At 69.5% G+C, this 12685-nt stretch carries 14 protein-coding genes; 6 read left to right on the top strand and 8 right to left on the bottom strand.

Translation table 11 applies throughout. The annotated features are described in order from the left end of the window. The 4 genes from murU to PIB44_RS15055 form a co-directional block, all read right to left on the bottom strand. Complete coding sequence (murU, locus tag PIB44_RS15070; RefSeq protein ID WP_278069992.1) at positions 1 to 714, bottom strand: N-acetylmuramate alpha-1-phosphate uridylyltransferase MurU; 714 nt, start codon at positions 712 to 714, stop codon at positions 1 to 3. Positions 715 to 901: 187 nt separating this feature from the next. Next, a complete protein-coding gene (amgK, locus tag PIB44_RS15065) occupies positions 902 to 1990 on the bottom strand; it encodes an N-acetylmuramate/N-acetylglucosamine kinase AmgK (protein WP_278069991.1) in 1089 nt (362 codons plus the stop codon). Further along, positions 1983 to 2444 carry a tRNA (adenosine(37)-N6)-threonylcarbamoyltransferase complex ATPase subunit type 1 TsaE gene (gene tsaE / locus PIB44_RS15060; RefSeq protein WP_278069990.1) on the bottom strand — a complete coding sequence of 154 codons (462 nt, stop codon included), beginning with the start codon at positions 2442 to 2444 and terminating at the stop codon, positions 1983 to 1985. Before tsaE ends, amgK begins: the two co-directional genes overlap by 8 nt. Positions 2445 to 2454: 10 nt before the next feature. After that, positions 2455 to 3291 carry a 1-acyl-sn-glycerol-3-phosphate acyltransferase gene (locus PIB44_RS15055; RefSeq protein WP_278069989.1) on the bottom strand — a complete coding sequence of 279 codons (837 nt, stop codon included), beginning with the start codon at positions 3289 to 3291 and terminating at the stop codon, positions 2455 to 2457. 125 nt (positions 3292 to 3416) lie between these two features. Here PIB44_RS15055 and PIB44_RS15050 point away from each other — a divergent pair, with 125 nt between their 5' ends. Next, positions 3417 to 5552, top strand: a complete 2136-nt coding sequence (locus PIB44_RS15050) for a S9 family peptidase (RefSeq protein ID WP_278069988.1) — start codon at positions 3417 to 3419, stop codon at positions 5550 to 5552. Positions 5553 to 5618: 66 nt separating this feature from the next. Then, the gene (locus PIB44_RS15045; RefSeq protein ID WP_278069987.1) at positions 5619 to 6269 is read left to right on the top strand and encodes an alpha/beta hydrolase fold domain-containing protein; all 651 of its coding nucleotides are present in this window, start codon (positions 5619 to 5621) and stop codon (positions 6267 to 6269) included. A gap of 4 nt (positions 6270 to 6273) precedes the next feature. Here the strand turns inward: PIB44_RS15045 and PIB44_RS15040 are convergent, their stop codons facing one another. Then, positions 6274 to 6801, bottom strand: coding sequence for an SRPBCC family protein (locus PIB44_RS15040; protein ID WP_278069986.1), 528 nt, complete (start codon positions 6799 to 6801; stop codon positions 6274 to 6276). A gap of 110 nt (positions 6802 to 6911) precedes the next feature. Between PIB44_RS15040 and PIB44_RS15035 the strand changes: the two genes are divergently transcribed. From PIB44_RS15035 to PIB44_RS15020, 4 genes are all read left to right on the top strand, one after another. Then, on the top strand, positions 6912 to 8357 hold the full coding sequence (locus PIB44_RS15035) for an AMP nucleosidase (RefSeq protein WP_278069985.1): 1446 nt from the start codon (positions 6912 to 6914) through the stop codon (positions 8355 to 8357). Between the two features lie 164 nt (positions 8358 to 8521). Beyond that, a complete protein-coding gene (locus PIB44_RS15030) occupies positions 8522 to 9148 on the top strand; it encodes a hypothetical protein (RefSeq protein ID WP_253122044.1) in 627 nt (208 codons plus the stop codon). Between the two features lies 1 nt (position 9149). After that, positions 9150 to 9479 (top strand): winged helix-turn-helix domain-containing protein, encoded by a 330-nt coding sequence (locus PIB44_RS15025; protein ID WP_278069984.1) that lies wholly within the window; start codon positions 9150 to 9152, stop codon positions 9477 to 9479. A 43-nt stretch (positions 9480 to 9522) separates the two neighbouring features. After that, on the top strand, positions 9523 to 10881 hold the full coding sequence (locus tag PIB44_RS15020; RefSeq protein ID WP_278069983.1) for an anthranilate synthase component I family protein: 1359 nt from the start codon (positions 9523 to 9525) through the stop codon (positions 10879 to 10881). Position 10882: 1 nt separating this feature from the next. On the opposite strand, the gene PIB44_RS15015 is transcribed toward PIB44_RS15020, so the two are convergent. Genes PIB44_RS15015 through PIB44_RS15005 form a run of 3 tightly spaced genes read right to left on the bottom strand, consistent with a single transcriptional unit; the run spans position 10883 to position 12416 of the window. Continuing rightward, positions 10883 to 11440, bottom strand: a complete 558-nt coding sequence (locus PIB44_RS15015) for a TadE/TadG family type IV pilus assembly protein (protein ID WP_278069982.1) — start codon at positions 11438 to 11440, stop codon at positions 10883 to 10885. Then, positions 11437 to 11967 (bottom strand): TadE/TadG family type IV pilus assembly protein, encoded by a 531-nt coding sequence (locus tag PIB44_RS15010; RefSeq protein WP_278069981.1) that lies wholly within the window; start codon positions 11965 to 11967, stop codon positions 11437 to 11439. Before PIB44_RS15010 ends, PIB44_RS15015 begins: the two co-directional genes overlap by 4 nt. An 11-nt stretch (positions 11968 to 11978) precedes the next feature. Beyond that, complete coding sequence (locus tag PIB44_RS15005; RefSeq protein ID WP_278069980.1) at positions 11979 to 12416, bottom strand: pilus assembly protein N-terminal domain-containing protein; 438 nt, start codon at positions 12414 to 12416, stop codon at positions 11979 to 11981. Between the last annotated feature and the right edge of the window lie 269 nt (positions 12417 to 12685).

Here is a 12685-nt window from a genome sequence, read left to right as displayed (position 1 = left end):
TCAGGTCTCCGCCTTCAGCCGCGCCTCGGCCTCGTCGCGCGCTTGCGGGTCGCCGACGTGCATCCAGTCGCCGTCGAGCACGCAGCCGAAGAGGCGGCCCTCGGCGGCCGAGGCGCGCCACAGGGGGCTGAGCGAGAAGGGGCCGTCGGGGCCGTGGTCGGCGTAATCGGGTCGGGTGATGTGGACGCCCATATAGGCGTAGGGCGCGCTAGCGGCCTCGCCCCGGAAGGTCAGGGCGCCGTCATCGGCCAGGAAGAAGTCGCCGCCGCCCTCGAAGCCGATGGAGCCTTCGCGCCGGGCCAGCAGCAGGGCGGCGTCCATGCGCGCCGGGTCCCATAGGCGGATCAGGTCGCCGAGCGCGTCGCCCCGGTCGATCCAGACGCTGTCGATATTGGCGACGAAGACGGGGGCGTCGCCGAGCAGGGGGCGGGCCTGCTTCAGCCCGCCGCCGGTCTCCAGCAGTTCGGCGCGCTCGTCGGAGATGCGGATGCTCGGGCGCGTGCGGGCGGCCAGATGGCTTTCCAGCCGGTCGGCGAACCAGTGGACGTTGACGACGGCGTCCGTCACGCCCGCCTCCGCCAGCCGGTCGAGCACGTGGTCGATCAGCGCCTTGCCGCCGACCTCTACAAGCGCCTTGGGCCGGTCGTCGGTGAGCGGGCGCATCCGCGTGCCGAGCCCGGCGGCGAGGACCATAGCGGTCTTGGGGCTAGTCATGCGCGTTCTCCGATCCTTCTCCCCTCGGGGGAGAAGGTGCCATGCGGAGCATGACGGATGAGGGGGCGGTCGGCGACGGGCGCGCGATCAGACGGTAGGGGCGAGACCGGGCGAGCGAGCCCCCTCATCCGAGCCGCTGCGCGGCCCACCTTCTCCCCCGAGGGGAGAAGGAAGAGAGCGGCGGCGGTCATCGACGCAGATCCTCCGGCACATATCGGTCCATCCAGGCGGCGACGGCTTCGAGGCCCGGCGCCTGCAGATTGGCGTTCAGGTGGGCCCACATGCGCGGCATGAAGGCGGCGTAGCGGGGCTTGCCGTCGCGGGCGATCAGGCGGGCGAAGATCCCCAGGATGCGCGCCTCGTTCAGCGCCGCCAGACCGGCGTAGGCGGCCATGAAGGCCTCGCGGTCGGTCTCGGGCCGCAGGGCGAAATAGTGGTCCAGCGCCAGGGCCTCCAGCTCGGGCGCCACGTCGCGGCGGGCGTCCTGCAGCAGGGAGTGGAGGTCCCAGGACGGATGAGCCTTCACCGCATCCTGGAAGTCGATCATCCCGACCGAGGCGGCGCCGGTCTTGCCGTCCAGCCGGATCAGGTTCTCGGCGTGATAGTCGCGGTGGGCCATGACGGCGGCGCCCGCCTCGCCCGCCGCCGTGATCGGGGCCCAGACGGCGCGCCATTCGGCGACGGCGTCGTCATTGAAGGCCAGCGACGGGATCAGTTTGGGCAGCCAGTCGACGAACAGGTCGGCCCCGCCCTGCAGGGCGGTCTGGTCGTAGGTCAGCAGGGGCCAGTCGCCCGCCGGACCGGCCAGCGTCCTGGGCGTCGGAGCGGCGTGCAGGACGGCCAGGGCCTCGACGGCGGCGCGATAGAGGGGGGCCGGGTCGGCGCCGGCCTCGATGACGCGGGCGAACAGGGCGTCGCCGAAATCCTCGATCACGGCCAGGCCGTTGGGGGCGTCGACGGCGACGATCTCGGGCGCGGACAGGCCCAGCGACTTCAGGTGGGCGGCGACGGCGGCGAAGGCCTCGATGCGCCCGGCCGACAGGCGGGCGACCGCGTTCCAGCCGTGGGCGCGGCGCTCGTCCGGCGTCCAGGCCGGATCGCAGATCGGGCTCTCGGCGGCGGGGGCCTGATCCATCAGCATCAGGGTCGCGCCCGAAGCCGTGGTCAGCCGCTCGTAGCGGCGCGTCGAAGCGTCGCCGGGCAGGGGCGCGCGGACGGCCCCGGCCAGGCCGGCCGAGCGCAGGAAGTCGAGGCGGAGGGCTTCGCGGTCAGACATGGAGTTCCTTCAGTTTCGCTTCCCACGCCCCTGCGCCAGATACGGTCGCAAGACGGCCTTCGCCGTCCTCGGAGATGGCGATCGTCAGGCGGTCGGGCCCCAGCATCCGGCCGGGATCCTCGCCCAGCCGTTCGGGCCATTCGATGAGGGCGCAACCCTCGTCCAGCGCCTCGTCGAGGCCGACCTCGAAAGCTTCCTCGGGGCGGGTCAGGCGATAGAGGTCGAAATGGGCGACGGGCGGATCGCTCTCGTAGAACTGGACCAGGGTGAAGGTCGGGCTGGGCACGTCCTCGTCGGGGCGCGTCAGGGCGCGGATCAGGCCGCGCGCCAGGGTGGACTTGCCCATGCCCAAGGGGCCGTAGAGCAGGACCGCTTCGCCCGGCGCCAGCAGGGGCGCGATGGCCTGGCCCAGGCGCGTGGTGGCGTCGGCGTGGGGGAGGACGAAGGTCGTCATGCTGAGATCATCATGCGAAGGTCGCGTCAGGATCGGCGGCGAGGGTCCGCTCGACGAAGGTCTTGAGTTTCAGGGTGGCGGCCTGGGCGTCGATGTCCAGGGTCAGCGGCGGGATGGGGCGGCCGACGGTCAGGTCGAAGGCGCGGCCCTTCTTGTTCAGCAGCTCGTGGAAGAGGGTGATGTCGCGCAGCTCCTGGGACACCTTGTCGAACAGGTGGAACAGACGGCTGGTCGGACCGGCGACGTGGATCGGAATGACCGGCGCTTCGTATTTGCGGGCGAGCGAAGCGGCGGTGGCGGCCCACTCCGGATCGGTCAGCTGGCCGTCCGGGCCGAGGCGGGCCAGGCGTCCGGCCGGGAACATGACGACGCAGCGCTCGGCCTCGAAGGCTTCCTTGGCGGCCTGGAGGGTGGCGCGGGTCTTCTCGCGGGTGCGTTTGGCCGTGACCCATTCGACGGGAATGACGGTCTCCGACAGGCGGGGCGAGACCCGCAGGGCGTCGGCGTTGGCGAAGTAGATCAGGTCGTCGCGCACCGTGCGCAGGGCGTCGTGCACCGCCAGGCCGTCGGCGATGCCGGTCGGGTGGTTGCACACCACCAGACAGCGGCCCGAGGCGGGCAGGCGGTCCAGGTGCGGCGTCCGCACCGTCAGCTCCAGCAGGTCGGAGACGTAGTCCAGCGCCTCTCGTCCGCCCATCGGGCCTATGGCGTCAGCCATGCGGCGCGCCTTGGCGTAGTCGAGCAGGCCGTAGAGGGCGGGGCGGACCAGGGGCCAGGCGGCCGATGCCGTGAGCCGGGGCGCGCGCTCGGCGATCAGCACGTCGACGATGTGGGGAGCCGGACTCATCGCCTGCTTGTCGCCGAGCCGGCGGCGGCGGGCAAGCGGCTTGGCGCGGGCGAGAGACTTTGCGGGCGGCTCGCGGCGGTGTTAGGCCTTCGGCCAGACATCCCATCCGCATGAGGAGCGCCTGAATGCGCCGCCTGCCCCATCTCCTGTCCGGCCTCAGCGCCGCCGCCCTGCTGACCGCCACGGCCCTGCCGGCCCTTGCCCTGCCGACGTGGGCCGAGGGAGCGCCCGCCGCTGCGGCGGCGGCCACGGCCCCCGCGACGACCCAGGCCCGCGCCGCCTTCACCTATCAGGACATGATCTCGGCCAACCGGCTGGGCGATCCGCAGGTGTCGCCGGACGGCGAGTGGGTGGTCTATTCGCTGACCCAGACGGACGTGGCGGCCAACAAACGCTCCAGCGCCCTCTACATGCTGGGCCTGAAGGGCGAGGCTCAGCCGCAGAAGCTGGCGATCTCCGAAGGCGGCGCCAACACCGCCCGGTGGGGCGCCGACGGCAAGCTGTATTTCCTGTCGAGCCGCTCCGGCTCAAGCCAGGTGTGGGTCTCGGCCGACAAGGGCGCGACGGCGACGCAGGTCACGGCCCTGCCGACCGACGTCAACGCCTATCGCATCAACGACGCGGGCGATGCGGTGGCCGTGTCGCTGGCCGTCTATCCGGACGCCGCGGACCTGAACGCCTCGGTCGCGCGCGGAAAGACCGAGGGCGAGAAGAAGTCGACCGGCCAGGTCTATGACCGCATGTTCGTGCGTCACTGGGATACGTGGAACGACCACACCCAAAACCACCTGTTCGTCCAGGCGATCGGCGCCGACGGCAAGGCGGGCGGCGAGCCGGTCTGGGTGACGAAGGGCTTCGACGGCGATACGCCCTCCAAGCCGTTCGGCGACGAGAGCGAGTTCACCTTCGCCCCGGACGGCCAGTCGTTGGTCTTCTCGGCGCGCAAGGCCGGGAACAGCGAGCCGTGGAGCACCAACTTCGACCTGTATCAGGTGGCCGTCTCTGCGCCGGGCCAACTGACCAATCTGACCGAGGCCAACCCGGCCTGGGACACCGGCCCGGTCTTCTCGCCGGACGGCCAGACGCTGGCCTACCGCGCCATGGCCCGTCCGGGGTTCGAGGCGGACAAGTATTCGATCTTCCTGCGCGACGTGGCCACCGGCCAGACGCGCCAGATCGCGGCCAACTGGGACCGTTCGGCCGACACCCTGCAGTGGTCGAAGGACGGCAAGACTCTGTACACGACGGCGGGCGATGTCGGTCAGACCAAGCTGTTCGCCATCGACACGCGCAACGGCGTGGTCATGCCGCTGACGGGTGAAGGCCACGTGGGCGCCTTCGGCCAGACGCCCTCGGGCTTCGTCTTTGCGATGGATAGCCTGACCTCGCCCAGCGACCTTTATTTCAAGACTTGGCGCGGCCGCGAGATGCCGCGTCGCCTGACCGAGGTGAACCCGCAGCTGGCGAACAAGGCCTTCGGCGAGGCTGAGCAGTTCAGCTTCCCCGGCTGGAACGACGAGACGGTCCACGGTTACGTCATCAAGCCCGCCAACTATGTCGAGGGTCAGAAGTATCCCGTCGCCTTCCTGATCCACGGCGGTCCGCAGGGCTCTTTCGGCAACTCCTGGTCCTACCGCTGGAACCCCGGCACCTATGCGGGCGCGGGCTATGCGGTGGTGATGATCGATTTCCACGGCTCGACCGGCTACGGCCAGGAATTCACCGACGCCATCAGCGAGCACTGGGGCGATCGCCCGCTGGAAGACCTGCAGAAGGGCTGGGCCTTCGCCCAGTCGAAATATGACTTCCTGGACGGCGACAACGCCTGCGCCCTGGGCGCGTCCTACGGCGGCTATATGATCAACTGGATCGCCGGCAACTGGCCGGGCGAGTTCAAATGCCTGGTCAACCATGACGGCGTCTTCGACACCTTCGGCATGGGCTACGGCACCGAGGAGCTGTGGTTTACCGAGTGGGAATACGGCGGCACGCCGTGGGAAAACCCGCAGGGCTATCAGAAGTTCAACCCGGCCAACCACGTGCAGAACTGGCGCGACCCGATGCTGGTGGTGCAGGGCGACCTCGACTTCCGCATCCCGACGTCGCAGAGCCTGTCGACCTTCACCGCCCTGCAGCGGCGCGGGATCGAGAGCCGTCTGGTCTTCTTCCCCGACGAGAACCACTGGGTGCTGAAGCCCGCCAACAGCCTGCAATGGCACAACGAAGTCTTCGGCTGGCTGGACAAGCATCTGGCCAAGTAAGGCTTAGCCTGACTTCGAGGGCGCGGTTCGTCAGGGCCGCGCCCTTCGTTTTTCGGGGAGGGACGCATGACGCGACGAGGGCTGCTGGCGCCGCTGCTGGCGACCGTGGCGACAGCCGCTTGCGCGCCGTTGATCGGGCAGGAGGCGATGACGCCGGTTCCGCTGGGGCCGCCCGGCTGGCGCACGGCGCGCGCGGCCTATGGCGCCGATCCGCGTCAGACCTTGCGCCTCTATCGACCGGCGGCGGCGAGCCGCTTGCCCATCCTGATCCTGTTGCCGGACGGCGCGCCTGAAGCGGTGGACGAGCGGGCGGGGCGCGATCTGGCCGAGGGCGGCTTCATTGTGGTCCTGGCCGACCGACGCGAGGCGCCGGACAGTCCGCACCCGGCCTTCATTTCCGACGCGGCGGCGGCTGTCGCCTGGGCGAAGGCGCGGGCCGAAGATCTGGGCGGAGACGCGGGGCGCGTCGGCGTGCTGGGGGTGGGCGAGGGCGGTCGCGCGGCTCTGATGCTGGCGCTGGACCGACGCTATCTGGCGGCGGCCGGCGCGCCTGCCGCCGTGCGCGCGGCGGCGGCTCTGGGCGCGCCCGAACGGCCGGATGAGACCTTCACCGACCCCTCGGCCTATGCCGGCGCCTCTGATTCAGCGCCGGTCTGGCGCGGACGAGCGGGCGATCTGGCGGGGGCGGTCAGCTTCCTGCGCGGGGCGCTGGGGTAGGGCCTCAGTCGCCCGCTTCGACGCGCGTCTTGAGATTGGCCAGCTGCGCCGACAGCACGCCGTCGACCGGCGCGGCCCAGGCCTCCAGTCCCCCGCTGGCGTAGCCGCCGACCACATAGGTCCAGGTCAGGGTCGTTCTGTCGCCTTCCGGCTGAAGGCTGAATGTCAGGCCGCCCGCCGCGCCCTGCCCCTGCAACGGGCCGAGGCCGCCTTGCAGCACCAGTTTCGATCCCGGCTCGACCAGCACCGTTTCCAGATGACGCGAGACGCGGCCGTCCGCCGCTTGCTCGCACCAGCAGCCGCCGGGCGACAGGTCCAGCGACAGGGTCGAGGCCTTGAACCAGCGGTGGTCGCGGCTCCACCAGGTCTCGGGCGCGGTCAGCGTCGCCCAGACCCGCGCGGGCGGGGCGGCGATGGTGATGGCGCCGCCGACCTCGAAGCCGCCCGGGGCGGCTGACTTCACCTCGGCCGAGGCGGGCGCGGTGGCGGCCAGCAAGGCCGCAGCGGCGAACGAAAACAGGCGTCGAACCATGGGAGTCCTCCAGGCGGATCAGCAAGCGCGCGCCCGGGCGTTCGGTCAACTGTCGTATCGGCGTGTTTCCCCTGTCTCGCCAAGGTCACGGTTTTCCGCTAGAGGAAGCCATGACAGACAAGATGACCCCCCAGGCGGCGCTGGACCGCCTCGAAACCCTCTACAATCAATCCGTCGCCAATCTGCGTCAGGCCGTGAAGGTCTTTCTGGCGACTGGCGATCGCGCCGAACCCGAGGCCCGCGTGGCGGGCCTGTTCGCCTATCCCCGCCTGACGGTGACCTGGCACGGCGAGCGGCCGCAGAACCTGGAAACCCGCGCCTATGGCCGCCTGTCGTGGCCCGGCGTCTATTCCACCACCATCACCCGGCCCGACCTGTTCCGCGACTATCTGCTGGAGCAGCTGACCCTGCTGGCGACCGAATACGGCGCGACCTTCGCCGTCGAGCCGTCGGATCAGGAAATCCCATTCCCCTATGTGCTGGACGGCTCGGACGTGGTGCTGGACCGCACCATGACGGCGGCCATCGCCCGCTGGTTCCCAACGACGGAACTGGCCCACATCGGCGACGAGGTGTCCGACGGCCTGTGGGAGCCGGGCGAGGAGCATCCGCTGGCCCAGTTCGACGCCCTGCGCACCGACTTCTCGCTGGCGCGGCTGCGGCACTATACTGGCACCCCGGTCGAGGACGTGCAGAGCTTCATCCTCTTCACCAACTACAACCGCTACGTCGACGAGTTCGTGCGCTGGGCCACGACCCAGATCGCCGATCCCGACAGCCCTTATGAGGCCCTGTCTTGCGCCGGGGGCGTGGTGGTGACGCGCGCCACCGACGATCCGGAGGCGGCCATCATGGACGCCGCCTGGCGCAAGCATCAGATGCCCGCCTATCACCTGACGCGGCCGGACGGTCAGGGCATCACCCTGGTCAACATCGGCGTCGGCCCGTCCAACGCCAAGACCATCTGCGACCACCTGGCGGTCATGCGGCCGCACGCCTGGATGATGATCGGTCACTGCGGCGGCCTGCGCGGGAGCCAGACCATCGGCGACTACGTCCTGGCCCACGCCTATCTGCGCGACGACCACGTGCTGGATGCTGTCCTGCCCGCCGACATCCCCATCCCCAACATCGCCGAGGTGCAGCGCGCCCTCTATGACGCGACCAAGCTGGTCTCGGGCGCGCCGGGGGAAGAGGTCAAGAAGCGTCTGCGCACCGGCACCGTCGTCACCACCGACGACCGCAACTGGGAGCTGCGCTATTCCAAGTCGGCCCTGCGCTTCAACCAGAGCCGCGCCGTCGCCATCGACATGGAAAGCGCCACCATCGCCGCCCAGGGCTATCGCTTCCGCGTGCCTTACGGGACGCTGCTGTGCGTGTCGGACAAGCCGCTGCACGGCGAGATCAAGCTGCCGGGCCAGGCCAACCGCTTCTACGAAGGCTCGATCTCGGAGCACCTGCAGATCGGCATTCAGGCGGTGGAGCTGCTGCGGGCGGAGGGCGCGCGCCTTCATTCCCGCAAGCTGCGCGCCTTCGACGAGCCGCCATTCAGATAAGGGGGCTTACGCTCGCGAAGCGGTCGCTCGCTGCTTGAGCCCAGGCCCGACGCCTCTCCCTCCCCGGGACGGGGAGGGAGAGGCGTCGGGCGTCGTCCCGAGAAAGAACTTTACAAAATAAAGTCCTTGGCTCATCTTCTGCACCACAGGCAGGGAGAGACGCCATGACCCGCGACCAGGTTCAATCCGTTCACGACGACATCGCCTATATGAAGGCCCTGGCCCAGGAAGGGCGGCAGGCGCCGCTGCTGGGCGGGCGCATACTCGTCACCGCTGGACTGGTGTTCGGCGTGGCGGCGGTCATCCACTACGCCATCAACAGCGGGCTGATAGACATGGCGCCGGTCGCCTATCTGATCCTGTGGGGCTCGGCCATGGTGATCTTCTTCGGCGCCCTGATCGTCGAGATCCGGCGTTGCGAGGGCAGGCCGGGCGCGCAGTCGGCGGGCAACCGCGCCGCCAGCGCCGGCTGGATGGGCGCAGGCTTGGGCATCTTCGTCATGTCCCTGGCGATGGGGGTGATCGGCTGGAAGACCCAAAGCGACGCAGTCGCCATGATCTTTCCGTCGCTGATCTTCGCCCTTTACGGCTCGGCTTGGGCGGTGTCGGCGACCATGAGCGGGCAGAAGTGGCAGTGGTATCTCGCGATCGGATGCTGGATCGCCACGCCATTGATCGCCTTTCTGATCGGCAGCCCTGCGATGTGGCTGGGCTATGCGGCGGGGCTGTTTCTGTTCGCCCTCGTTCCCGGCCTGATGCTGATGCGCCAGGAACCGACGGAGGTGGTCTGACATGACCGCTTCTGAGCCAACGCCCGATGCGGCCGACGATTTCGACATCGGCCGCATAGACGAGGTGATCCACGGCCGGGTGCGCCTGGGGATCATGGCCTATCTGTCGGGCGTAGAGAGCGCCGAGTTCGGCGAGTTGAAGGCCCGGCTGCAGACCACGGACGGCAATCTGTCGGTGCATCTGCGCAAGCTGGAGGAGGCGGGCTTCGTCGCCGTGTCCAAGAGCTTTCAGGGCCGCAAACCCCTGACGCGCGCCAGCATGACGACGGCGGGCCGCGACGCTTTTCTCGCCTATCTGGACGCCATGTCAGCCCTGGTGGCGGGGCGCTGAGGGCGGCTGGCGTCAGGGCGCGAACCGTCTATGGAAGACGGTCATGAGCGAGCGCCTTTCATCATCTGATACTGGCGGCCAAGGGGCGCTATCGGCGCTGGCTGTGGAGCCGTGCGGCTGGGTCGATCCGGTGGCGGTCGCGGCGGGCATCCACCGGTGCGAAGGGGCGCTGGGGCTGATCGCCGGGGCCGACGATCCCACCGCGCATGGCGGGCGGATGTCCTTCGTCGCCTGCGAGCCGGACCTGTGCGTGATCGGGCCGGTCAGCGACGCTGCGCCGTTCCAGGCTCTCAGGAATCCGGCTTTCGCGGGCGGCGGCGTCGTCGGCTTGATGAGTTATGAAGCCGGCTCGCGCCCGGCGACGGGTGATCGGGGCGGGGATTGGCCCGATCTGATGCTGGCCCGCTATCCGGCCCTGCTGGCCTTCGATCACCAGACGAAAGAGGTGCGCGCCGTGGGGCGGGGGCGTACCGAGGCGCAGGCGCGCGAACAGGCGCGCCGGGCGGCGGCCTGGCTGACGCTGGCGCAGACGCCGGGAACGCCGTCGGCCCCGGCTTCGGCCTTTGAGGGCGAGGCGGCGCCCGACGTTTATGAGGCCGCCGTCGCGGATGTCGTGGCGCGCATCGCGGCGGGCGAGCTGTTTCAGGCCAACATCGCCCGCGCCTGGTCGGGCAGGCTGGAGCCGGGAGGCGACCCGTTCGATGTCTTTGTGCGGTTGTCGGCGGCGCGCGGCGCGGCCTACGGCGCCTTCTGGCGGCTTGGCGATCGGGCGATCGTGTCCAACTCGCCGGAACTGTTCCTGACCTTCGACAAGGCGAGCAGGCGGATCGAGGCCCGGCCGATCAAGGGGACGCGGCCGCGCGGGGCCGATCCGGAGCGTGACGACGCCCTGGCGGCTGAACTGACCGCCAGCGCCAAGGATCGGGCCGAGAATCTGATGATCGTCGATCTGATGCGCAACGACCTGGCGCGGGCGGCGAGGCCGGGCACGGTCCGCGTCGAGGGGCTGTTCGAGTTGGAGCGCCACCCAACGGTGCATCATCTGGTCTCGACCGTCAGCGCCGAGGCCGCCGCAGGGTTCGGTCCGGCTGAGGTGCTGGAGGCGGCCTTTCCCCCTGGCTCGATCACCGGGGCCCCCAAGCATCAGGCCATGAAGTTGATCGCGGCGCATGAACCGCCGCGCGGGCCGTGGTGCGGTTCGCTGTTCGGCTGGGGGCTGGCGGGCGATCTCCGGCTTACGGCGTCGGTGCTGATCCGCACGGCGGCTTTCGTTCAGGGTGAGAAGGGCTGGCGATGGCGCGCTCAGGCCGGGGCGGGCATCGTCGCCGACAGCGACCCCCGCGCCGAGCGGCTTGAGACCGAGGCCAAGATCCTGGCCTTGAAGCAGGCCCTAACGGGGTAGGTCAGCAGTCGGTGCAGACGACGCGGTCAACGGTGCGCGGCCGCAGGAAATAACGGCGCGACAGGGCGACCGGCTTGGGCAGGACGGCGGCGAACGGCGACCTGTAGATATACTGGGTCTCCCCCATGATCACCGTCTGCTCCTTCTCGACCACGTCGGGCGGCAAATCGGTGACGGGATCGCCGCGCTGTAGAGGCGACAGCGCCTTGCCGTTGCCGTGGCTCCACTCGATTGTCGCGGCGCCCGTGGCGTCGACGGAGATGCTGGTGGTGCGGATGGACAGTTCGGCGGCGGGGAAGGGCCGCATGATCAGGCCGCCGACGGCGTAGATGGCGTCGATCCCGGCCCGATTGGTTCTTTCGCTCTGGGCGACCAGGTCCGACACGACCGAAGCGGCGTGACTGGCGCGGCGCTGGGCCATGAAGCCCTGGCTGAACTCGACCAGGCCGAAATAGAGCAGGATCATCACCGGCGCGATCAGGGCGAACTCGATCGCCGTGGCGCCGTCCCGGTCGCCGGGCAGGCGGCGCACGGGCCGCAAACGCAGGCGCCGGTTCATTGATAGGGCTCGTTGCGGAAGGCCAGGGTGGTGGTCAGCATCACCCGCCCGTCCTTGGTGCGCGCCACCGCCTGGGCGATCATCGGCGTGACGATCTGCTGTTCATACCAGACCCGCACGAGCACGCGCTGGCCGGGGCCGCCGGGTTCGAATTTCAGGCCGGTGGGGTCGAACTGGTCGCCGCTGGTCGGGTCCGGCGGGGCCTTGCTCGGGTCGGTCAAGGAAAAGTCGTCCAGCACGCGCACGTCGATGAAGGCGCGGCGGCCGCAGTCGCCGGAAAACAGGCTCATCTCGGCGCAGAACTTGTCCTTGAACTGCTCGGGCGTCAGTTCCTGCGTCTGGGCCTGGCCGGTGCGCACCTGGCGGGCGGCGTCCGAGGCGGCGGTCTCGACCAGGGCGTCGACCAGCAGCATCAGGCCGATCTCCAATATGCCGAACAGCAGCAGGAAGAAGGGAAGGGCGACCAGGCCGAACTCGATGGCGTTCGAGCCCTCGCGTCGTTTCCGGTCGTGAGAACGTCGCGCCAAGGCCCGGCCTTTTAAGAGCCGCGCCCGGGGGCGCTGTTGTCGGTGATGATGGGCGCGTCAACAGGCTCGCAGGTCGCGCCGCAGGTTACTTCAGTCGTGTGCCGCCCGCGCCAGACCCGCACCGTGCCCGCGCTGCTGGGCGCCACCACGATCTGGCGCTGAAACAGAGGGCGGCCCAGGCCGTCCACGGCGATGACCTCGGTCACCCCATAGGCCTTGCCGGTGATGAACAGGGTGCGCGCGTCGGTGACGGCGACGTCGGCGATTGCGGGGTTGGCGACGATGACCGATCCGGCGGCGGCGCCGAGCTGGACGCGCGCAGCCTGATGGATCGGAACTTCCAGTTGACGGCTCTGCGCCGTTGCCGCCGTCGCGCCCAGAACAACCGGCAGGCCGACAAGCAGCAGGCGGATCAGGTTCGCCCTGTTGGGCTTGGCCGGTGCCGTCATGTCGGAACCTCCGAAGTCAAAAGAACGGGCGCGCGCGACGCCGCGCGTGAACTGTCGCGCGCAAAGGTCAAGATTTCCTGAAATTCGCGTGTCCTCGGGGGATTTGGACGCCTCATAGTAAACACACAAGTAACCATCATAATTCTGCGACGCAGGGCTAGATTTTACTCGTCCTTAATCCGATGCGGCGCACGATCGTCAGGCAAACGGGGATCAAGCGGGCAGAAAACCGGTGACCCTGAATGGTGGGACTGTTGCTCGCTCTGAAC

This window comes from Brevundimonas sanguinis (assembly GCF_029636725.1).
GTDB lineage: Bacteria > Pseudomonadota > Alphaproteobacteria > Caulobacterales > Caulobacteraceae > Brevundimonas > Brevundimonas sanguinis.
Note: the sequence above shows the minus strand (reverse complement) of the source record. Positions and strands in the feature narration are given on the sequence as shown.